Raw genomic sequence first — 21,089 nt, 5'->3', positions numbered from 1 at the left:
CGGCATGCGTGACACCTACGACGTGATCGTCATCGGCGGCGGAGCCGCCGGCCTCGCCGCCGCCCTCATCCTCGGCCGCTCCCGCCGTTCCGTGCTGGTGGTGGACGCGGGCGACCCCCGCAACGCCCCGGCTGCGGGCGTCCACAACTACCTGGGCCAGGAGGGCACGCCCCCGCTGGAACTGGCCCGGATCGGTCGTGAGGAGGTCGCCCGGTACGGGGTCGACATCACGGCCGGGAGGCTCGTGGCCGCGTCCCCCGCGCCGGCGAGCGATGCCGACGAGGTCGCCTTCACCGCCATCCTCGACTCCGGCGCGCAGGTGACGGCCCGTCGCGTGGTCGTCGCCTCCGGCGCCGCGGACGTCCTGCCGGACGTGCCGGGTCTCGCGGAACAGTGGGGCCGCGGGGTCGTGCACTGCCCGTTCTGCCACGGGTGGGAGATCCGCGACCGACGGATCGGCGTGCTCGTCACGACACCGTTCGGGGCACACCAGGCGCTGCTCTGGCGCGCGCTGAGCGAGCACGTCACCGTGTTCGCCGCCGACCCAGCACTCGTCGACGACACCGCCCGTGCTGGTTTCGACGCCTCCGGGATCACGGTCCACGACGGCCCGGTGGCCCGGGTGCTGTCGGACGGTGATGTCCTGACGGGTGTCGAGCTCGCCGACGGCACGACGGTCGAACTCGACGCCCTCGCTGCCGCGAGCTCGGCCGAGGCGCGCGTCGACGGCCTCGAAGGTCTCGGGATCGTCGCGGAGGACGTGCTGATGGGCGACGTCCGGATCGCGGGTGCGGTCACCGTCGACGGCATGGGGAAGACGTCCGTGCGCGGGGTCTACGCCGCGGGCAACGTGGCGTCGCCGATGGCCACCGTCATCGGCTCGGCGGCGGCGGGGACCCAGGCGGGCGCTGCGGTGCACGGGGACCTCGTGCAGGCCGACCTGGCCGCGGCGCTGGCCGGCGTGACCAGGCGAGCGGGTCAGTCGACGCGGTAGCCCGCCTGCGCCGCCAGCAACGGTGCGAGCGTGTAGAGGTGGTCAGCCGCGATCGTCGCACCGCGGAGACCCTCGAGCCGCTCGACCCGGTCGAGGTCGGCGCCGCGCAGGTCCACGTGCTCGATCCGGGTGTTCGAGCCCTCGGCAGCGCGGATGCGGGTCCCCTCGAAGGACACCCGCAGGAGCTTGGCGTCGGCGATGTCGAGCTCGTCGATGACGCAGTCGCGGAACACCACGTCGGTCACGGTCGCGCCGCGGAGGTTCACGAACCCGAGCTTCATCCCGACGAACTCGACGCCGTTCAGCCCCGCGTCGTAGAGCTCCGCGGAGCCGACCCGGCCGCCGCCGATCCGGACCTCGCGCCAGGAACTGCTCGACGCCCGAAGGACCGGAGCGTCCAGGGTCTCGATCACGGTGTCGTGCACGCGCACCCCACGGAGGTCGGCGCCGTCGGCGCGGAGATCCTCGATGACGCACTCCTCGATCTCGAGGTCGGGCAGGCGCTCGCCCGCGATGTCGAGCGACGCGATGCGCTTGCCGTCGATGCGGTCACCGGAGAGCACGTCACCTGGTGCCGGAGCCCAGTCGTCGAGGTCGGCGGGTTCGGTCAGGGTGATCCGAGGGGCGTCGGTGCCGGAGGACTTGCCGGAGGTGCGGGCCATGCACCCAGTCTGCCGCGCCCCGCCGACGCTCACACGAGCGGGAGGCCGAGCGGGAGATCGAGCCGCAGGTCGAGCGGGGTCAGGACGCTGTCGAGCCGGTAGTCCTTCGCCGGACCGACCGCGTCCCACCGCACGGTCCAGCGCGATGCGTCGCCGTCGAGCTCGCCGGTGTACTCGTCCGGCGCACAGTCATGCACCACGGACACACCCCAGACCCAGTCGTGGAACAGGCGACCGTCGGCGAAGCACACCGTCCAGGCGCCGTCGTCGTCCCGCCGCACGATGAGCGTCCGGGACACCGGTGTCGAGCGGCCCGCGAGCTCCATCGTGCCGGACTCTTCCCACCGCACGAGCCCGGCGTGTTCGAGGGTCAGGGTCGTGGTCCCTCGGACGGTGCCCCGCACGCCTGCACGACGATCGACCACGGCTCGCTCGAGCGCCCACTCCCCGAGCAGCTGGTCCGGCATCACGGGGCGAGCGTACCCGCCCGAACTCCCCCAGCGCCGCCGACCAACCCGCTACCCGCGGAGCGGACCCGAACCCTGGACGTTCGCACCGTCCGCGAACCCGGACACGAGATCACGCAACGCGTCTTCGGAGGTGTGCCGAGCCTCCCACCAGAGTTCCGTGCGCGCACGGTCCGTCCGCATGATCGGGACGGACGCGGCGATGTCGATCCACCCGGCGTCCGTCGGCTGGATCCGGAGCCGCCAGGTCAGGGTGACCAGGCCGCGGAGCAGTCGGAGCGGGATCCGGACGGCCCCGCGCATCCCGAGCACCGCCGCGATCCGGGGCGGGGTGAGCACGGGCGCCGCGGCGATGTTGAACGCTCCTGCCGCCCGCCGGTCCACCGCGCGCCAGTACGCGTCGGCGACGTCGTCGGCGTGCACGGCCTGGAACACGAACGGGTACGGCAGCGGCAGCACCGCCCACTGCACCCAGCGCACGATCCGCATCGGCACCAGCGGACCGAGGAACAGCCCACGGATCTCGGCAGCAGCCGCCCGCTGGAAGATCAGCCCCGGTCGGAGTCGCGTCACCACGACGTCCGGGTTCGCCTGCGCGAAGGCGTCCATCGCCCGCTCGTTCTCGGCCTTGTGGATCGAGTAGGTCGCGGTCGGGATGCCGTCCACCGGCCACGACTCGTCGACGCGCAAGCGCTTGCCCGCAGCATCGACCCCGCGGTAGGTCCCCACCGACGACGCCACGACGACCTGCGGGACCGACACCCGGGCCACGGCGGCGAGCACGTTCGCCGTCCCGGTCACGTTCGTGCGGTACTGCACCGGGATGTCGTGCGTCGGCTGCAGCGCCCACGCCAGGTGGATCACGGCGTCCGCGCCGCGGAACACGGCGGCGAGCTGGTCGACGGCGTCGGAGGCACCGACGTCCACCGCGTGCCAGACGGCATCGCCGTACGGCGCGGTGTGCACGTCGGGCAGCCGCCGGGCGACCCCGACGACCTGCACGTCGGGCTCGGCGGCGAGCCGGCGGACGACGGCGGTGCCGACGTTGCCGGTCGCGCCGACGACCACGATGCGGGTCACGCCGTGGCCGGTTCCAGGACGACCTTGACGCAGCCGTCCTGCTTCTTCTGGAAGACCTCGTACATGTGCGGGGCGTCCTCGAGCGGGACCCGGTGCGTGACCAGGTCGAGTGTGCCGAGCGGGTCGGCCGGGTCGGACACGAGCGGCATGATGTCGTCGATCCAGCGCTTCACGTTGCACTGGCCTTCGCGGACGGTGATCTGCTTGTCGAACAGCGTCATCATCGGCATCGGATCCGCCATGCCCCCGTAGACCCCGCTCAGCGAGACGGTGCCACCCCGGCGGACCAGGTCGATCGCGGCGTGCACGGCAGCGAGCCGGTCGACCCCGGCGGTCTCGATCGCCTTATGCGCGAGGGCGTCTGGCAACAGCCCGGCAGCGCGCTGGGCGAAACCGGCGAGGGGGTTGCCGTGCGCCTCCATGCCGACCGCGTCCACGACGCCGTCCGGCCCGCGACCGTCGGTCAGGTCGACCAGCTGGGCGACGACGTCCTTCGTCAGGTCGAACGTCTCCACGTCGTGGCGCGACCCGAGGTCGCGGCGGACCTGCTCCGGGTCGACCGCGAGGACGCGGTAGCCGAGGTGTCTGCCGATCCGAGCGGCGAACTGCCCGACCGGTCCGAGACCGAGGACCGCCAGGGTCCCGCCCTCCGGCACGTCGGCGTACTGCACGGCCTGCCACGCCGTCGGGAGGATGTCGCTGAGGAACAGCCAACGGTCGTCAGGGGTGCCGTCGTCGGGGATGACGATGGGTCCGTAGTCGGCGTGCGGGACGCGGAGGTACTCGGCCTGGCCACCGGGGACCTGGCCGTACATCTTCGTGTAGCCGAACAGCGCCGCTCCGCTGCCGTACTCGGTGACCTGGGTGGTCTCGCACTGCGACTGCAGGCCTCGCTGGCACATCCAGCAGTGGCCGCACGAGATGTTGAAGGGGACGACGACGCGGTCGCCGACCTTCAGGTTCGTGACGGCGCTGCCGACCGCCTCGACGATGCCCATCGGCTCGTGACCGAGCACGTCGCCCCTGTCGATGTAGGGGCCGAGCACGCGGTACAGGTGCAGGTCGGAGCCGCAGATCGCGGTGGAGGTGATCCGCACGATCGCGTCGGTGGGCTCGTGGATGGTCGGGTCCGGGACTGTCTCGACCGAGACCTTCTCCGTGCCCTGCCAGGTGAGTGCGCGCATGAACGCTCCTATCGTCGGTACGTCCCGTGTACCCGGACGCACCGGCGCGCCTTCTCAGCGCGGGTCGGACGGGAGGCTCGTGGCGGCGCCGCCACGAGCCTCCCGTCCGTCACGTGACCGGGTCGGCGAGCGTGGCGGCCAGGACCGCCTGGTGGCCTGCGCGGTCGCCGGGGCCGGCACTGCCGGCCAGCATGATGAGGGACTTCCAGAGGACCCAGCCACGGCCCCTGGCCCAGGTCGCGTCGTCCAGCCCGACCGCATCGCGGAACACCTGCCGCGCCGCCGGGTCGAGGAACGTCCACGCCAGCACCAGGTCGCACGCCGGATCGCCGACGCCGCACGTGCCGAAGTCGATGAGTGCCGTGAGCCGGCCGTCGTCGCCCACGAGCAGGTTCGTCGGGGCGACGTCGCCGTGGAACCACACGGCGGGTCGCTCCCAGGCCGTGGCGCACGCCGTGTCCCAGACCGCCTCGCAGGCCGCCCGGTCGACGTCGTCGCCGAGCCGGTCGAGTGCGTCGCGGACCTCGTGGTCGTAGAACGACGGGTGCGCGCCGCGGTGGAACGAGTGCGCCCCGGCGGCAGGACCGCCGTCGGCCGGGACGGCCCGGAGCTGCCGGAGGACCCGGCCGACGTCCACGGCGAGCGCCGACCGGTCCGGATCGGCGTGTGCTGCCACCGTGCCGTCGAGCCAGCGGCGCACCGACCACGGGAACGGGTAGCCGCAGCCCGGGCGTCCGAGTCCGACGGGCTCGGGAACCGGGACATCGAGGGACGGCGCCAGGTACGGCAGGACGCGCTGCTCCTTCTCGACGGCTGCGACGTAGCCCTCCGCGCTCGGCAGCCGGACCGACAGTGCGTCGCCGAGCCGGTAGGTGCGGTTGTCCCAGCCCTGCGGGTCGACCTCGGTGACGGGCAGGTCCGACCATGCAGGGAACTGCTCGGCGACGAGGCGTCGGACGAGATCGGCGTCGATGACGGGCACGTCGGTGTGCGGCATGGGGTCATCGTGCCGCATCGTTGGCCGATCGGCCATCGGGGATCGTCCTGGTGACTGATGCGCGGCAGTGCACCGCGCGGGGACGCTGGATGGCGATGAACCACCGCGCTCCCTCCCGCCCGTCCCGTCGCGGGCTGTTGGCCGGGGTCGGTGGGGCCGTGCTGACGGGGGCGCTCGCCGCGTGTTCGGCCGGGCCGTCGTCACGGCCGACGGGTTCGCGGACTTCTGCGGCTTCCGCGTCGCCGTCCCCTTCTGCTTCGTCATCCGCGACTGCGACTGCGACGGCGACCGCGACTGTTCCGCCGGTCGCCCTGCAGCGACAGCCGCTCCCCGCTGGGACGATCACCGGGCTGCCGGAGGGGACGCCCGGGATCGCCTGGACCGTCGACGACGGAGCGTCGAGCGAGGTGGTCGAGGCCTACGCCCGGTTCGCCGCCGAGACCGGGACCCGCCTGACGTTCTTCGTGAACGGGGTGCGCCCCGCGTGGACCGAGCACGCCGACCTGCTGCGACCGTTGGTGACCTTCGGGCAGGTGCAGCTCGGGAACCACACGTGGGACCACCCGGCGCTCACGAAGCTCTCCGACCAGGGCATCATCGACCAGCTCACCCGGAACCACGACTTCATCCGGGACACCTACGGCGTGGACGCGAAGCCGTACTTCCGGCCGCCGTTCGGGTACCACGACGCCCGGGTCGACGCCGCAGCCGCCCGCGCCGGGTACACGACGCCGCTGCTCTGGTACGGGTCGCTGGCCGACTCCGGTGACATCACGTCGGACCAGATCGTCGGGTTCGCGGAGCAGTGGTTCCAGCCGGCGCACATCGTGATCGGGCACGCGAACTTCCGGGGGACCATCGGGGCGCTACCGCGGTTGCACGCGCTGTTGCAGGAGCGGAGGTTGTCGACGTTCACGTTGGACGACGTGTTCGCCCGGTAGCGCGCAGGCGGTCTCGCGTTCGGCAGCTCTCGCGTTCAGCCGTTCTGGCGGAGACGGTCGCGCTCGGCCGCCGGCAGGTGCTCGGTCGCGGTCTCGAGCGCGCTCCGGCTGAGGAACCGCCCCTGTCGCTCGAGGAACGCGACGAGTGCCGGCTCGGACGCCCGCTTGCCGACCTCTCGAAGCACCCAGCCGAGCGCCGACTGCACGGTGTCCCCGCGCTCACGGACGAGTCGGCCAGCCACCGCGAGCGGCACGTCCGCGTCGCCCTGCTTGGCGAACGCCAGCGTCGCGACCACCGCGATGCGCCTGACCCAGGCGACGTCCGACTTCGCGAGCGCGAACAGCGGTCCGGTCGAGCCGTCGAGCATCGGTGCGCCGACGAGCTCCTCGGCAGCGATGTCGACGAGTTCTGCGCGGTCGATCCGTTCGGCGCGTGCCGCCGACAGGTACTCCTCGGTGAGTTCGGGATCGGCGCGCTCCCGCATCGCCTGCACGAGCAGCACGACTGCGACGAGCCGTGCGCCTGGGTCCTCGCTCCACAACAGCGCGGACCGTTCGCCCTCGTCGAGGTCCCGGTGCGCCCGAGCCACCCGCCGGGCACCCGCGACGTCGCCCGGCGTCTTCGCGAACGCGGCCAGGACGTCCTCGGCGGTGACCGTCACGCGACCTCTCCGACCTGCGGATCGGGTTTGCTCGCCTTCCCGAGTCCGCGTCGCAGCACGATCAGGGCCACCACGACCAGGAACCCGGCGAACATCCACGTCCCGACCTGCGGGTCGACGACCCCTGCGATGAACGCCCCGACCGGTGAGCAGACCGCCGCCGTGATGCCCACCGTCAGCCCCACGCGGATGTCCACGACGCCACGGCGCAGGTTCGCCACGGTGCCCGACACCGACGTCGGCACCATCGTGAGCAGCGACGTCCCCTTCGCGAGCAGGTCACCCGCGCCCAGTGCGAGTTCCATCCCGGGCACGATCACCACTCCGCCGCCGACACCGATCAGGCCGGAGAGGACACCGGCCAGCAGCCCGATCCCGAGCAGGACGACCGCCTCGATCGGGCCGAAGTGCACGTCACCCTCACGGGTGGGCACGTTGGTGAACAGGGAGACGAGCACGACGACGATGAAGCCGACGAAGATCCACGGGAGGACCCGGAGCGGGATCGCCCGCAGGAGCCTGGAGCCGATGGGCGCTCCGACGACACTGCCGATCGCCAGGGTGAGTGCCGCGAGCCAGTGTACCTCGCCCTGCACGGCGTAGGTGATCGCACCGACGACGGCCGCGGGGGCGATCGCGACGAGGGAGCTCGCGGAGGCGCTGCGCTGGTCCATGTGCAGGAAGGCCATGAGTGCGGGGACCACGATGACCCCACCACCGACGCCGAACAGGCCGGAGAGCACCCCGGCGACGACGCCGATCGCGACGAGCACGGTCAGTTGCGCGGCGCGGGATCTCATCCTGTCCAGGGTACGGCCGCGCACGCAGCGCTGATTCAAATACGAAATGACAGTTGCGGCGGGTGTGCGGATGGCTAGGGCGCATCTCGCCAGACTTGCGCGACCTGCGCCGCGGAGGACCACGCCGACGACACCGGTGGAGGGGTCGTCGTTTTACACAATCGAAACAGAATGTATACAAGCGACAGCCAACACGTGTGATTGTATGCAATCAACCCCGATCCTGAGCGCGACCCCACAAGGGACGCCACGCACCTCCCCAGCATCAGGAACCGCATGTCCCCGATCAGCCCCCGACGACGACGCACGCTCATCGCGCTGCCCGCCGTCCTCATCGCCGCGACGCTCGCACTCACCGCCTGCGTCCCCGTCCAACGCTCGAAGGCCGGCGGCACCACCGCCGGCACCGTCACCACCGCCCCGATCGGCGACCAGCAGATCAAGGAGGGCGGTGACCTGGTGATGGCGCTTTCGGCAGAGCCCGACCGCCTCGACCCGACCACCTCGTCGTCGCTGTACACCCGGTACGTCATGGAGACGATGTGCCAGAAGCTCTACGACATCGACGCCGAGGGCACCCTCGTCCCGATGCTCGCGACGGAGCTCCCGACGGTGAGCGACGGCGGCAAGACCGTCACGTTCCCGGTGAAGACCGGCGTGCGGTTCGCCGACGGCACGCCGTTCGACGCCGACGCGGTCGTGACGACGCTCGAGCGGAACCTGACGAAGGCGGACTCCAGCCGGAAGAGCGAGCTCGGCCCGGTGTCCGATGTCGAGGCGGTCGACGACCACACCGTGCGGCTGCACTACGGGACCCCGTTCGCCCCGCTCACCGCGGCGCTCGCGGACCGCGCGGGCATGATCATGTCGCCGACGGCGCTCGCGGAGAAGGGCGACGACTTCGGCGACTCCCCGGTGTGCGTCGGCCCGTACAAGTTCGTGAAGCGCGTCCCGCAGACCTCGATCCAGGTCGAGAAGGACCCGGAGTACTACGACCCGTCGTCGGCGCACTTCGACACGATCACCTACCGGATCATCACCGACGCCAGCATCCGGGCGGCGAACCTCCGCTCCGGCGACGTCCAGGTGGCGGACACGATCTCCACGCAGGACGTCGACGACCTGCGGAAGCGCAAGGACCTGTCCATCCTGCGGACGGGTTCCCTCGGCTACCAGGGCATCACCGTGAACATCGGCAACCAGGACGGCGTCGGCACGGACCCGAAGCAGATCGACACCCCGCTGGCGAAGCGCGCGGACGTCCGCCGGGCCCTGTCGATGTCGATCAACCGCGCGGAGCTCGTGCAGAGCGTGTTCCACGGTTGGGCGGACGTCGCGTGCTCCCCCGTGCCGGACACGAGCGTGTTCGCCAGCACGGCGAGCAAGGCGTGCCCGGAGTACGACCCGGCCGCCGCGAAGAAGATCCTCGAGAAGGCGGGCGTCCAGCAGCCGTTCCCGATCGAGATGGAGGTGACGAACACCCCCGACACCGTGCGGTTCGCCCAGGCACTGCAGGCGCAGGCCCGCGGTGGCGGCTTCGCGATCACGATCACCCCGGTCGAGTACACGACACTGCTCGACGACCAGACCCGCGGCGACTTCCAGGCGCTGCAGCTCGGCTGGTCCGGCCGCGTCGACCCGCACGGCAACATCGGCGGCTTCCTGACGACGGGTGGCGGCAACAACTACGCCGGCTACAGCAACGCCGAGGTCGACGACCTCATCACCCGCGCCGCGCAGTCGACCGACGAGCAGGAGCGAGCCGACCTGTACGGCGAGATGACGACGATCGTCCAACGAGACGACCCCATCATCTACCTCTACCGGACCCGGAGCATCACCGGCGTCGGGAACACGATCGCGGGCGTCTCGACGTACGCGGACGGCGTCGTGCGGCTGAGCAAGGCCGCGTTCGTGGAAGGAGCGACGAAGTGATCCGCTACGTCAGCACCCGCATCTGGCAGTCGGCGATCACGCTGGTGCTCGCGTCGATCGTCGTGTTCTTCGGGGTCCGGCAGCTCCCGGGCGACCCGGCGCTCGCGCTCGCCGGCGAGGAGGCGAGCCCTGCACGGCTCGCCGCGGTCCGGGCCCAGCTCGGCCTCGACGACTCGATCGTCGTGCAGTACTGGCGCTTCCTGGTGAACGCGTTCCAGGGCGACTTCGGCCGCTCGACCCGCACGGGCACCCCGGTGACCGAGCTCATCGGTTCGACGCTCCCGGTCACACTGTGGCTCGCGCTCTACGCCATCGTCGTCGCCGTGCTCGTCGGGGTCGCCCTCGGCACCCTGGCCGAGCGCTACCGCGGGCAGTGGCCGGAGTGGATGGCGAACGCCGCTGCGCTCGTCGGCCTCAGCGTCCCGAACTTCTGGCTCGGCATCCTGGCGATCGTGTGGCTCGCGGCAGGGCTCGGCTGGTTCCCGGCGTCCGGGTACGTCCCGATGACGTCGAACCCGCTCAGTGCGCTCTACCACCTGACCCTGCCGGCACTCATCCTCGGCACCTCGCTCGCGGCCGTGATCATGCGGCAGACCCGCGCGTCGATGATCGAGACGATGAAGACCGACTTCGTCCGGACGGCACGGGCGAAGGGGCTCGGCCGCGGCAGGGTGCTGTTCCGCTACGGCCTCCGCAACTCGATGATCGTGGTCGTCACCATCGTCGGGCTGCAGCTCGGCGGGCTCATCTCGGGTGCCGTCGTCACCGAGCGCATCTTCGCGCTCCCCGGGTTCGGCAAGCTGACGCTCGACTCGGTGTTCACCCGCGACTACCCGGTGATCCAGGCGGTCGTGCTCGTCATCACGGTCGGCTACGTCGTGATCAACCTGGCCGTGGACGTCCTGTACTCGGTCATCAACCCGAAGATCCGCGTGGGAGGCACCCGATGACCACCGTGACACCCACGTTCGACCTCGGCTCCAGCCGCGGCCGCGTCTGGAAGCAGGTCAGGGCGAACCGCCTCGGGCTCACTGGCGGCGTCATGCTCGCGGTCGTCGTGCTCGCCGCGCTGACCGCTCCGCTCGTCGCGCCGCACGACCCCACGCAGACGCACTTCGACCTGCCGTTCCAGGTGCCGTTCACCGTCGGCTTCGGCCTCGGCACCGACGACCTCGGTCGCGACATCCTGTCCCGCACGCTGTACGGCGTGCAGGTCTCACTCGTGGTCGGCGCACTCTCCGTGCTCGTCGCCGTCGTCGTCGGGACCCCGCTCGGGCTCCTCGCCGGCTACTGGAAGTGGCTCGACGCGATCATCTCGCGCCTGACCGACGTCGCCCTGGCGTTCCCGTTCCTCATCATCGCGGTCGGCCTCGCGGCGATCAGCGGCCCCAGCCTGTCGAACGCCGTCATCGCCATCGGCGTCTCGCACGTCCCGGCGATGATCCGCATCGTTCGCGGTGAGACGCTGCGCATCACGAGCGCCGACTTCGTGACGAGCGCGAAGACCCTCGACGCCGGTGGTGCCCGGATCATCGCGCAGCACGTCCTGCCGAACTGCGTCTCCGCGATCATCGTGCAGGCGACGGTGATCATGCCGGTCGCGGTGATCGGCGAAGCGCTGCTGTCGTTCCTCGGTCTGGGCATCCAGCCGCCGACCCCGAGCCTCGGCATCATGCTCTCGGACGCGCAGCAGTACCTCGGTCAGGCGCCGTGGGCCGCAGTGGTCCCCGGCATCGCCATCGCCGTGATCTGCCTCGGCTTCAACCTGTTCGGGGACGCCCTGCGCGACGCCCTCGACCCGACCGCATCGGACCGCAAGTGAGCACCATGAGCACCAACCCCGCCTTCGTCCAGCCGACCGCCCACACCACACGTCCCGACCTGCAGGGCACGTTCGGCATGGCCGCCGCCACGCACTGGATCGCCACCGCGAGCGCGCAGGCCGTCCTGGAGCGCGGCGGCAACGCATTCGACGCCGCCGTCGCCGGCGCATTCGTCCTGCACGTCGTCGAACCGCACCTGAACGGTCCAGGCGGCGACATGACCGCCGTCTTCGCCACCGCCGATGACAAGACACCGACGGTGCTGGTCGGCCAGGGTCCCGCACCGGCGGGCGCCACCCCGGAACACTTCCGCGCCGAGGGCCTCGACCTGGTCCCCGGCGCCGGCGCACTCGCCGCCGCCGTCCCCGGCGCCGTCGACGCCTGGCTCATGCTCCTCCGCGACCACGGCACGTGGGAACTCGCCGACGTCCTCAGCTTCGCCATCGGCTACGCGCGCGACGGCCACCCGGTCGCACCCCGCGTGGTCGCCACGATCAGCACGGTCCAGGACCTGTTCCGCGACCACTGGCCGTCCTCCGCTGCTCGGTGGATGCCGGGAGGCTGGGTGCCGGTCCCGGGGACCGTCATCCGCAACGAGACGTGGGCTGCAGTGCTCGACCGGCTCGTCGACGCCGGCTCCGCGCACACGGGCGGCAGCGCGGACGACCGGATCGCCCGCATCGATGCTGCGCGCGATGCGTGGTCGAGCGGGTTCGTCGCGGAGGCGATCGACCGGTTCGTGCGCGCCCCGCACCGGCACGCCTCGGGCACCGACCACGCCGGCGTCATCCGCGCGAGCGACATGGCGGCGTTCCGGGCGACCTACGAGCCCGCGACGACCGCCGAGTTCCGCGGGTACACGGTCGCGAAGACCGGTCCGTGGGGGCAGGGACCCGCGCTGCTGCAGACCCTGCGGTTGCTCGAGCCCTTCGACGACGCCCAGCTCGACCCGTCGACGGTCGACGGCGCACACACCATCGTCGAGGCGCAGAAGCTCGCCATGGCCGACCGCGAGGCGTACTACGGCGACCACGGCGTCCCGATGGACGCACTGCTGAGCGACGCGTACACCGACGCCCGTCGTGCACTGATCGGCGATCGGGCGTCCCACGAGTTCCGCCCGGGGTCGACTGCGGACGGCCCGAGCACGCTGCCGCCGCTCCGCGAGACGTACACACCGGGCGGCGAACCGATCGCCGGCATCGGCGAACCGACCGTCCCGGCACCCGTCGAAGACCGAGGTGAGCCGATCGTGATGGCGACCGGCGAGACCCGCGGCGACACGGTCCACATCGACGTCGTCGACCGCTGGGGCAACATCATCAGCGCGACACCGTCCGGCGGCTGGCTGCAGTCCTCCCCGACGATCCCCGAGCTCGGGTTCTGCCTCGGCACCCGCATGCAGATGACCTGGCTCGAGGAGGGCACCGCGTCGACGCTCCGCCCCGGCGAGCGCCCTCGCACGACACTGACCCCGACGCTCGTGCTCCGTGACGGCGAGCCCGTCGTAGCGCTCGGCTCCCCGGGCGGCGACCAGCAGGACCAGTGGCAGCTGCTCTTCCTGCTCCGCACGATCGTCGGGGGTTACTCCCCGCAGCAGGCCATCGACGCGCCCGCGCTGCACACGACCTCGTTCCCCGGGTCGTTCTGGCCGCGGACCTGGACCCCGGGTGGCCTCGTCGTCGAGGACCGGCTCGGCGAGGACGTGATCGCCGGCCTCGAGGAACTCGGCCACGTCGTCACCCGAGCCGGCGACTGGGCACTCGGCCGCCTGTCGTGCGTGACGCGCGACCCCGCAACCGGCGTCATGGGCGCCGCAGCCAACCCGAGAGGAGCACAGGGACATGCCGCAGGACGCTGAAGACCGCACGATGCCCACCGGAGCCGACCCGAGCCTCCCGTCCGCCCCCTTGCTGACCATCCGCGACCTGCGCGTCGAATTCGGCGGCACCGAGGTGCTGCACGGCGTCGACCTCGACGTCCGTCGCGGGGAGCGCGTCGCGATCGTCGGCCAGTCCGGATCCGGTAAGTCGACGTTGATCGCCGCAGTGCTCCGGCTGTTGCCCGGAGCCGGACGGATCACGGGCGGATCGATCCGCCTCGGCGACCTCGACGTCTCCGGCGCGGACGAGGCCACCATGCGCCCGGTCCGCGGCGGACGCATCGGACTCGTGCCGCAGGACCCGTCGACCAACCTCAACCCAGCGATGAAGGTCGGCGCGCAGATCGCCGACTCGCTCCGCGCCGGGGGGCTCCGCGGCCGCGCGGCGGTCCGGCAGCGCGTCGTGGAGCTCATGACCGAGGCCGGGATCCCGGAAGCCGCGCGACGGGCGGACCAGTACCCGCACGAGTTCTCCGGCGGCATGCGGCAGCGCATCCTCATCGCCATCGCGCTCGCCCGCCAGCCGGAACTGCTCATCGCCGACGAGCCGACCAGCGCGCTCGACGTGACCGTGCAGCGGCAGATCCTCGACCACCTGCAGACGCTGGTGGACCAGCACGGCACCACGCTGCTCTTCGTGACGCACGACCTCGGGGTCGCGGCGGACCGGACCGATCGCGTCGTCGTGATGCTCGACGGTGCGATCGTCGAGCAGGGCGCGCCGGAGGACATCCTCCGGAGCCCGCAGCACGAGTACACGAAGCGGCTCATCGCGGCGGCACCCGCGCTGACGGGCGTCGCTCCGGAGCCGGTGGCTGCCGGTGAACCGATCCTCGTCGTGTCGGAGCTGGTGAAGGAGTACAAGCTCCGCGGGCGCGGCGCCGGCACCCTCCGAGCGTCCGACGGCGTCTCGTTCACCGTCCGACGCGGCACCACCACCGCGGTCGTCGGGGAGTCCGGGTCGGGCAAGACGACGGTCGCCAGGATCGTCCTGGGGCTCGAGACGCCGACGTCGGGCAGCGCGCTCGTCGACGGGCTCTCGATCGGGACCGCCCGGGGTGCCGAACGGCGGAGTGTCCGACGGCGGGTGCAGCCGGTCTTCCAGGACCCGTACGGTTCCCTCGACCCGACGTCGACGATCGAACGGATCATCGACGAGCCCCTGCGCGTGTTCGGGATCGGTGACCGGGCGTCCCGCACCGAGCGGGTCGCGACGCTGCTCGACCAGGTCGCCCTGCCACGCACGGTCGCGCAGCTCCGTCCGAACGAGTTGTCCGGCGGGCAGCGGCAGCGCGTCGCGATCGCCCGCGCGCTCGCCCTCGAGCCGGAGCTGCTCATCCTCGACGAGGCGGTCTCCGCGCTCGACGTCCTCGTCCAGGAGCAGATCCTGGCACTGCTCGACGACCTGCAGGACCGCCTGGGCCTGAGCTACCTGTTCATCACGCACGACCTCGGGGTGGTCAGGCGGATCGCGGACGACGTCGTGGTGATGCGCCGCGGGAAGGTCGTGGAGCACGGTTCGGTCGCGCAGGTGTTCGACGCCCCCGCTGAGCAGTACACGCGGGATCTGCTCGACGCGATCCCCGGCAGGGCACTGGCGGAGCACGCCGCGTGACGCGCTCGCCATGGGCGGTGGTCCGCGTGAGACGATCGTCACCGTGCTGAACGGTGCCGGCGTCCTCGACGCGATCCGCCGCGACATCGTCGCCGGCGCGCTCCTGCCCGGGACCCGGGTGACGGAGGCGTTCCTCGCGGAGCGGTACGGCGTCTCCCGGGTCCCGGTGCGGGAGGCGTTGCGCGGCCTCGAGGGCGAGGGCTTCGTCGTGTCGCAGCCGAACGTGGGCTCCAGGATCGCGGCGATCCCGTTCGACGAGGCCGACGACCTGTTCGCCGTGCGGGAGTCGCTCGAGATCGCCACCGCCAGGCGTGCGGCCACCCGGGCGCGCACGCTCTTCGACGGTGACGCCCCGCCCGAGGACTGGTGGCGGATCCGGCGCGAGCTCGGCGCGATCCTGGACGCAGGTGACGACGCGGTCGAGCGGGACGAACTCGACCTGCTCGTCGACCTCAACGACCGCTTCCACTTCCTGGTCGCCGAACTCTCCGGCAGCGCGACGCTCGCGACGCTGCTCCGGCAGTTGTCCCGGAAGATCGAGTGGTTGTACGCGACGGACACGTTCTCCCGTGGCAAGCGACTGTGGCCCGAGCACCGACGCATCCTCGCGGCGATCGACGCCGGCGACGTGGATGCGGCGGCGGAGCGGATGGGGTGGCACGTCCGCGAGAGCCGGATCGGGTACGCGGCGCGTTCGTCGCCCGACCACGCCGAGGCCCTGCGGTCTGCACGCCCCGCGATCTGAATGTGATACTGCAGTTGCGGGCGGCGACCAGTCGGGTTACGCTCGACACGCAACCCGGGGTGCCGCAAACGGCTAACCGGCGCGGGGCCCTGTTCTACGGAACGGGGCCCCTGCTTCTCTCCAGGCCTTCGGGCGCGAGAACCCGCCGAGCTCGTCCACGATCCGGTCGGGGAACTGACTGTCCCGCAGATTTCCTTCCCGAACGACTAGGTCGGCAGGAGATGGCTGCAGAGCAGTTCGAGGTCGAGCCACTCGAGGTCGCCACGACCACGGAGGGCACGGCGGAAGAGGTTGAAGCCGTCGACGTACACGGCGGCCGTCGGCTTCCCGGCAGTGGAGGTCAGGGTGGGCATCCGCCGATGATCGACGATCCGGGTCGCGGGCGCCGAACATGTTGCATGTCCGGCGCCCGGCACCCGGCACCCGGCACGGGTCAGCGGAAGGAGAGGATCGTCAGCGGGTCCTTCAACGTCCCGTTCACCCGCGTCTCCACGTGGACGTGCGGCCCCGTCGACTGCCCGGTGTTGCCCGACTTCGCGATCTCCGTCCCCGGCGACACGAGCTGGCCCTTCGAGACCTCGATCGCGGAGAGGTGCGCGGTGAGCACGGTCGTCAGGCCGTACTTCACGACGACGTAGTTGCCGAACGTCTTGTCGTTCGCCACGGTGCTCGTCACCGATCCAGCACCCGAGGCGTACACCGGCGTGCCCGTCTTCACTCCGGCGTCCGTGCCCTGGTGGTAGCGCGGGGTGTGTCCGGCCCCGCGGTCGTCACCGTAGCGGCCGGTGATGCTCCGGCTCGCGACCGGCCACAGCAGTCCCGTGACCTTCTGCGTCGACCAGGCACGGGTGTCGCTCTTGCCGTAGAACACCACGTTCGCGTCGAGCTGCACGATCAAGGAGCCCGCGCCGGCGCGGCTGGTGCTCGATGCCCAGAGGACCCGCTTGTCCGGCGCGTAGACCACGATGTTCCCGTCGGCCTGCACCGCAGCCCACGCACCCGGGTTCCGGTTGGTGTGCGTCGACCAGGTCGCCCGGCCGTTGACGTACTGCACGAGGTTGCCGTCTGCCTGCATCGTGAAGGTGCGGCTCTTGCTCGCATCCGAGCGGAGGACCGTGCCGGGCATGATGTTCGTCCCGGAGCGCACCGTGTTCTGGAAGGACTCGATCCCCCAGAGCACGCGGACCGCGGTGTCCACGGAGTGGATCGATCCGTCCGACTCGAGGATGAGGCCGAGCCCGCGGTTGGCACCCGATCCCCACTGCTTGAACGCCTTGCCGCCGGATCGCAGCGTCAGCACGCCGTTCGTCCCGTAGACCGCGGTCGCGCCGGGCTTGTCCGTCGTGTTCGAGGCGTACAGCACGACGTTCCCGATGCCGTACTCGACGAGGTTCCCGTCGCCCTGCATGACGAGGCGGAACTGCCCGTTGTCCGAGGTGAGCTGGTCACCGGCGACCATGGTGGTCCCGGCGGGCAGGACGCCCTTGTAGGTGGTGGCTGCGTGGGCGGGAGCGGCGAGCACGACCGAGCCGAGCACGGTGACGAGCACGGCGGTGGTGATCGCGGCGAGCCGCGCGGTGAGTGAGCTCTGCAAGTGGTGGATCCCCTGGTTCGTCGGCTCGCTCTCATCGAGCCGTGCGGCGACTCGGCTCCCGAGTCGTTCGGCGGCCCGCCCTGTACAGGCCGCCGAACGATGGTCACCGAGGGGTGCCCGAGCGACACAGCCCCAGTCGTGGGGGCTGTACGCCCGAGCGAACCTGTGCAGACGCCGATCAGAGCGGCCCGCGAGCGGCGTTCGCCGAGCCCTCAGCGGAACCGCGACGGCGGCACCCCGAACGCCCGGGTGAACGCCGCGGTGAACGCGGCAGGGGTCGCGTAGCCGAGTCGGCCAGCGACGTCCGTCACGGACGCCGTGCGGAGCGACGGGAGGCTCGCCAGCAGTCGCGCACGCACCCGCCAGACCGCAGGCCCCACCCCCGTGGCCGCCCGGAACCGCCGATCGAGCGTCCGGCCGCTCACGGAGGCCCTGCTCGCCCAGTCCGCGTTCGTCACGTGCACGTCGGGGTCGGCGAGGTACGCGCGGCACAGGTCGCGGAGGACGCCCTCCGCCGGCAGTCTGATGGACAGCGGGACGGGCGCCACGCGCTGGAGTTCGTGCAGCGCGAGGTCGAGCACCGCGCCGTCACGTCCGTGGACGTCGAGGTCGAGCGGCAGGTCGAACGCCGCGCGGAGCAGTTCACGCAGGAGCGGCCCGACCTCGACGACCGTGCACGAGGTCGGCCACCACGGCACCGCGTCCGGTTCGATGTAGAGGCTCCACGTGGTGACGTCGAGCATCCTGACCTCGTGCTCGACTCCCGGAGGGATCAGCACGGCACGGTCGGTCGGCACCGTCCACGACCCCTCGTCCGTCTCGACGAGCATCGTCCCGCTGGCCCCGTAGAGCACCTGGGCACGCCGGTGCGCGTGCCGGGCGAGCAGGAAGTCGGGCGGGTACTCGGTCCCGATGGGCAGGACGTCGAGCGGCAGGTGGTCGTGGTCCTCGACCCGGACGTTGCGCACCCCGCAAGGCTAACCCTCGAAGGTCTGCGGCGGAACATCGATTGCTCGCCGCCACGGTCGGCGCTGGACTGGATGCCATGACGTTCTTCGTGCTGGTGCTCATCGGGGTCCTCGTCGGGCTGACGACCGTGTTGTTCGGCTTCGGCGGCGGATTCGTGACGGTCCCGATCATCACGGTCGCCGATGCCGCCCTCGGTGGCGATGCGGTCCGCGTGGCGACGGCGACCTCGGCGCTCGTGATGCTCGTGAACGCCGCGGTGGCGACGGCGTCCACGAAGCGCGTCGTCCTCCGGGGACTCCGCGGACGCGCCGGACTCTTCGCGCTGCTCGTCGTCGGCGGTGCGGTCGGCGCCGCAGCCGCTCGGTTCGCGCCTGACGCGCTGCTCCGGTGGGGCTTCGTCGCGTACGTCGGGGCCACCGTCGTCGACTTGCTCGTCCGCCCCGGGTTCTTCCGACGAGAGCTGCGCCCCGGCTCCCGACGCGAGCCGACCATCGGGTCGCGCCCGACGGCCGTGGTGTCCGGCAGCACGCCGGGCGGAAGCGGCATGCGCACGGTGCTCGGCCTCCCGGTCGGCGCGGTCGCGGCGTTCCTGGGTGTCGGTGGCAGCGTCATGACCGTCCCGGTCATGCGCCGGGCCGGTGCGTCCATGCCGGTGGCGACCGCCCTGGCGAACCCGCTGACGCTCGCGATCGCCGCGCCGGCGGTCCTCGTCACCCTGCTCGTGCACGGGCGCATGCCGGATGCGACAGGGCTGGTCGGCGCCGTCGACGTCCCGGCCGCGGTCGCGCTGCTGCTCGGCGCGATGCCCGTGATCGTGCTGCTCCGCCGACGTCCCCCGCGCATCCCCGAGGCGGTGCACGCTTGGGGCTACGTCGTGCTGCTCGGTGCCGCCGGCGTCGCCGTCGCCGTGTCCTGAGGCTCGGGCGGCAAGGTGGCGCTCGGCTTGTACGCGTCCCACATCGTGCGGTCGAACCGCACGCCCGCCGCACGAGGCCGACGCACGACCATGACGGTCACGATCAACCACCCGAGCGGCCCGGTGAGTGCGAGCAGCAGCACCCAGAGCCCGGTGTGGTCCCGGTCGTGCAGCCGCCGGACCAGCAGTGTCCAGCGCGGGACCGCCGTCGCCGCGACCCACAGGAGCAGCACCACGTCCCACGGGTTCGGCGGGACGTCCGCGCCGTCGCCGTACCCCCACCACCACGTCGGGCTGCCGAACAGGTGGAAGTGCACGGCCGGCGTCGGCACGATCCCGAACGGGTCCGCGTACGAGTCCCACCGCCACGGCGTCCCGGACCACACCGGGATCCCCACCGCGAGGACCACGACGACCAGCTCGAACCCCATCGGCCAGAAGAACTCGGACCGGCTCGCCCGACCGGAGAACCGCCAGCCCTGTGTCCAGAACCGGACCCAGGCCTCGAGCGGGCCGGCGTCGCGCAGCGGCCCCTGCCGGAGCGCGCGCGAGCGGAACGACGATCGATCCCCCATGCGTTCGACCCTACCGACCTGCGTCTTCGCCGGGAACCCCTTGCGAGAACGTGCGTTCTCCGATTGACTCGGCACCGCGGCTCCCGCTCGGGACCGCACCCCACACGAAAGGAGCGGCCATGCCCACGCGCACCGCACGCACCGCCTGGAACGGCGGCCTCCAGGACGGCTCCGGCCAGGTCGAACTCTCCAGCTCGAAGGTCGGCACGTACGACGTCTCGTTCCCGAAGCGCGCCGCCGAGGACGCTGACGGCACGACCAGCCCCGAGGAACTCATCGCCGCAGCGCACTCCGCCTGCTACGCGATGCAGTTCTCCGCCGTGCTCGGCGAGGCCGGCGGCACCGTCGAGGCCCTCGACGTCAAGGCCGACGTCTCGCTCGGCCCGGACTCGGCCGGCGGGTTCAAGCTCACCGGCATCGCCCTCACCGTGAGCGGCGAGGTGTCCGGCATCGACGAGGCGACCTTCCTCAAGGCGGCAGAGGACGCCAAGGCGACCTGCCCCGTCAGCAAGGCGCTCACCGGAGTCGACATCACCCTGAACGCGACGTTCGAGCAGTAGTCGGCACCACCTGACGGACTGGAGGCTCGTGGCGATCCCGCCACGAGCCTCCAGTCCGTCTCCTGGTCACCCTCGGAGCGTCACCGCGCGTCATCACCGCGCGTCGGCGACGCGGAGCCGGGCATCGGCTGCGGTACAGGTTCGGCCCGTCGGCGTAGTAGAGGTCGGTGACCACCAGCCGGCCATCAGCGCCGCGCATCACGTTCGCCGGGTTGTCGTCGAGCGGGCCCCACCACGGCTGCTCGTCCGCTCCCTGCGCGTGCACGGTCCTGATGTGCCGGACGAGTGTCGCGACCTCGGGATCCCCGGCTGCGAGCGATCGGTGGAACGCCGCGGCCTCGGGTTCCGCGACGGGCTCCAGTGCCTCCATCAGCGTGAGGTCACCGCCGCCGTCCAGGACCCGGTGCCCGAACAGCACGGGCACCTGCCCGGTGTCCGACGCCACCCGGTAGAGCGCTGCCGAGTACGGAGCCGCGGGGTCGAACGGGCTGATCCGTGCAGCGGACCGGCCGTCGAGAGCGCGGAGAGCCCATGCCCAGTCACCGGTACCGCAGTCGGTCCAGCCGGTGGCGCGGAGGGCTCGATCGGCGTCGTGGTGCGTGGCACCGTCGGGCAGCACGTCGAGGACCGTCGCCCAGGGATCTCCGTCGGTGGTCGCCATGGTCAGCACGGTAGTCGTGGCGTTCAG

The 21,089-nt window shown here is 71.7% G+C and carries 22 protein-coding genes; 10 read left to right on the top strand and 12 right to left on the bottom strand.

Features of this window, described 5'->3' with window-relative positions; all coding sequences use genetic code 11:
• Nucleotides 1-4: 4 nt before the first annotated feature.
• Nucleotides 5-994, top strand: a complete 990-nt coding sequence (locus AAEP80_RS05100; RefSeq protein WP_420366212.1) for an NAD(P)/FAD-dependent oxidoreductase — start codon at nucleotides 5-7, stop codon at nucleotides 992-994.
• Here the strand turns inward: AAEP80_RS05100 and AAEP80_RS05095 are convergent.
• From AAEP80_RS05095 to AAEP80_RS05075, 5 genes are all read right to left on the bottom strand, one after another.
• Nucleotides 979-1,656, bottom strand: coding sequence for a pentapeptide repeat-containing protein (locus tag AAEP80_RS05095; RefSeq protein WP_420366211.1), 678 nt, complete (start codon nucleotides 1,654-1,656; stop codon nucleotides 979-981). The genes AAEP80_RS05100 and AAEP80_RS05095 overlap by 16 nt on opposite strands.
• A 29-nt stretch (nucleotides 1,657-1,685) precedes the next feature.
• Nucleotides 1,686-2,123, bottom strand: a complete 438-nt coding sequence (locus AAEP80_RS05090) for a DUF6314 family protein (protein WP_402728315.1) — start codon at nucleotides 2,121-2,123, stop codon at nucleotides 1,686-1,688.
• A gap of 51 nt (nucleotides 2,124-2,174) precedes the next feature.
• On the bottom strand, nucleotides 2,175-3,203 hold the full coding sequence (locus AAEP80_RS05085; protein WP_420366210.1) for an NAD-dependent epimerase/dehydratase family protein: 1,029 nt from the start codon (nucleotides 3,201-3,203) through the stop codon (nucleotides 2,175-2,177).
• Nucleotides 3,200-4,387, bottom strand: a complete 1,188-nt coding sequence (locus AAEP80_RS05080) for a zinc-dependent alcohol dehydrogenase (protein ID WP_420366209.1) — start codon at nucleotides 4,385-4,387, stop codon at nucleotides 3,200-3,202. The genes AAEP80_RS05085 and AAEP80_RS05080 overlap by 4 nt, the downstream gene beginning before the upstream one ends.
• A 109-nt stretch (nucleotides 4,388-4,496) precedes the next feature.
• Entirely contained in the window at nucleotides 4,497-5,384 is an 888-nt protein-coding gene (locus tag AAEP80_RS05075) for an aminoglycoside phosphotransferase family protein (protein ID WP_420366208.1), read from the bottom strand.
• 95 nt (nucleotides 5,385-5,479) lie between these two features.
• Between AAEP80_RS05075 and AAEP80_RS05070 the strand changes: the two genes are divergently transcribed.
• Entirely contained in the window at nucleotides 5,480-6,325 is an 846-nt protein-coding gene (locus AAEP80_RS05070; RefSeq protein ID WP_420366207.1) for a polysaccharide deacetylase family protein, read from the top strand.
• Nucleotides 6,326-6,360: 35 nt separating this feature from the next.
• On the opposite strand, the gene AAEP80_RS05065 is transcribed toward AAEP80_RS05070, so the two are convergent.
• Together AAEP80_RS05065 and AAEP80_RS05060 are read right to left on the bottom strand one after the other, a co-directional pair.
• Nucleotides 6,361-6,987 carry a DNA alkylation repair protein gene (locus tag AAEP80_RS05065; RefSeq protein ID WP_420366206.1) on the bottom strand — a complete coding sequence of 209 codons (627 nt, stop codon included), beginning with the start codon at nucleotides 6,985-6,987 and terminating at the stop codon, nucleotides 6,361-6,363.
• Nucleotides 6,984-7,910: a sulfite exporter TauE/SafE family protein gene (locus AAEP80_RS05060; protein WP_420366205.1), complete on the bottom strand. Its 927-nt coding sequence runs from the start codon at nucleotides 7,908-7,910 to the stop codon at nucleotides 6,984-6,986. Before AAEP80_RS05060 ends, AAEP80_RS05065 begins: the two co-directional genes overlap by 4 nt.
• A 153-nt stretch (nucleotides 7,911-8,063) precedes the next feature.
• Here AAEP80_RS05060 and AAEP80_RS05055 point away from each other — a divergent pair, with 153 nt between their 5' ends.
• The 6 genes from AAEP80_RS05055 to AAEP80_RS05030 are packed head-to-tail and all read left to right on the top strand — an operon-like array spanning nucleotide 8,064 to nucleotide 15,787.
• The gene (locus AAEP80_RS05055; RefSeq protein WP_413600172.1) at nucleotides 8,064-9,722 is read left to right on the top strand and encodes an ABC transporter substrate-binding protein; all 1,659 of its coding nucleotides are present in this window, start codon (nucleotides 8,064-8,066) and stop codon (nucleotides 9,720-9,722) included.
• On the top strand, nucleotides 9,719-10,672 hold the full coding sequence (locus AAEP80_RS05050) for an ABC transporter permease (protein ID WP_281266614.1): 954 nt from the start codon (nucleotides 9,719-9,721) through the stop codon (nucleotides 10,670-10,672). Before AAEP80_RS05055 ends, AAEP80_RS05050 begins: the two co-directional genes overlap by 4 nt.
• The gene (locus AAEP80_RS05045; RefSeq protein ID WP_281266613.1) at nucleotides 10,669-11,544 is read left to right on the top strand and encodes an ABC transporter permease; all 876 of its coding nucleotides are present in this window, start codon (nucleotides 10,669-10,671) and stop codon (nucleotides 11,542-11,544) included. The genes AAEP80_RS05050 and AAEP80_RS05045 overlap by 4 nt, the downstream gene beginning before the upstream one ends.
• 5 nt (nucleotides 11,545-11,549) lie before the next feature.
• The gene (locus AAEP80_RS05040) at nucleotides 11,550-13,406 is read left to right on the top strand and encodes a gamma-glutamyltransferase family protein (RefSeq protein WP_420366204.1); all 1,857 of its coding nucleotides are present in this window, start codon (nucleotides 11,550-11,552) and stop codon (nucleotides 13,404-13,406) included.
• 10 nt (nucleotides 13,407-13,416) lie between these two features.
• On the top strand, nucleotides 13,417-15,042 hold the full coding sequence (locus AAEP80_RS05035; protein WP_420366845.1) for a dipeptide ABC transporter ATP-binding protein: 1,626 nt from the start codon (nucleotides 13,417-13,419) through the stop codon (nucleotides 15,040-15,042).
• 10 nt (nucleotides 15,043-15,052) lie between these two features.
• Entirely contained in the window at nucleotides 15,053-15,787 is a 735-nt protein-coding gene (locus AAEP80_RS05030; protein WP_420366203.1) for a GntR family transcriptional regulator, read from the top strand.
• A 206-nt stretch (nucleotides 15,788-15,993) separates the two neighbouring features.
• On the opposite strand, the gene AAEP80_RS05025 is transcribed toward AAEP80_RS05030, so the two are convergent.
• The 3 genes from AAEP80_RS05025 to AAEP80_RS05015 all read right to left on the bottom strand — a co-directional run bounded on the left by AAEP80_RS05025 (nucleotide 15,994) and on the right by AAEP80_RS05015 (nucleotide 18,349).
• A complete protein-coding gene (locus AAEP80_RS05025) occupies nucleotides 15,994-16,140 on the bottom strand; it encodes a hypothetical protein (RefSeq protein WP_420366202.1) in 147 nt (48 codons plus the stop codon).
• 80 nt (nucleotides 16,141-16,220) lie between these two features.
• The gene (locus AAEP80_RS05020) at nucleotides 16,221-17,381 is read right to left on the bottom strand and encodes a peptidoglycan DD-metalloendopeptidase family protein (RefSeq protein ID WP_413600176.1); all 1,161 of its coding nucleotides are present in this window, start codon (nucleotides 17,379-17,381) and stop codon (nucleotides 16,221-16,223) included.
• Between the two features lie 212 nt (nucleotides 17,382-17,593).
• Entirely contained in the window at nucleotides 17,594-18,349 is a 756-nt protein-coding gene (locus AAEP80_RS05015; RefSeq protein WP_420366201.1) for an AraC family transcriptional regulator, read from the bottom strand.
• A gap of 77 nt (nucleotides 18,350-18,426) precedes the next feature.
• Here AAEP80_RS05015 and AAEP80_RS05010 point away from each other — a divergent pair, with 77 nt between their 5' ends.
• The gene (locus tag AAEP80_RS05010) at nucleotides 18,427-19,266 is read left to right on the top strand and encodes a TSUP family transporter (protein WP_420366200.1); all 840 of its coding nucleotides are present in this window, start codon (nucleotides 18,427-18,429) and stop codon (nucleotides 19,264-19,266) included.
• On the opposite strand, the gene AAEP80_RS05005 is transcribed toward AAEP80_RS05010, so the two are convergent.
• A complete protein-coding gene (locus AAEP80_RS05005) occupies nucleotides 19,218-19,841 on the bottom strand; it encodes a DUF805 domain-containing protein (RefSeq protein ID WP_420366199.1) in 624 nt (207 codons plus the stop codon). The two genes, AAEP80_RS05010 and AAEP80_RS05005, sit on opposite strands and share 49 nt — an antisense overlap.
• 119 nt (nucleotides 19,842-19,960) lie before the next feature.
• Here AAEP80_RS05005 and AAEP80_RS05000 point away from each other — a divergent pair, with 119 nt between their 5' ends.
• Nucleotides 19,961-20,401 (top strand): OsmC family peroxiredoxin, encoded by a 441-nt coding sequence (locus tag AAEP80_RS05000; protein WP_413600180.1) that lies wholly within the window; start codon nucleotides 19,961-19,963, stop codon nucleotides 20,399-20,401.
• On the opposite strand, the gene AAEP80_RS04995 is transcribed toward AAEP80_RS05000, so the two are convergent.
• Entirely contained in the window at nucleotides 20,373-21,062 is a 690-nt protein-coding gene (locus AAEP80_RS04995) for a hypothetical protein (RefSeq protein WP_420366198.1), read from the bottom strand. The two genes, AAEP80_RS05000 and AAEP80_RS04995, sit on opposite strands and share 29 nt — an antisense overlap.
• Nucleotides 21,063-21,089 lie beyond the last annotated feature (27 nt).

This window comes from Curtobacterium sp. L3-7 (assembly GCF_048756585.1).
Lineage (GTDB): Bacteria > Actinomycetota > Actinomycetes > Actinomycetales > Microbacteriaceae > Curtobacterium.
This window is presented reverse-complemented; position numbering and strand designations above follow the sequence as displayed.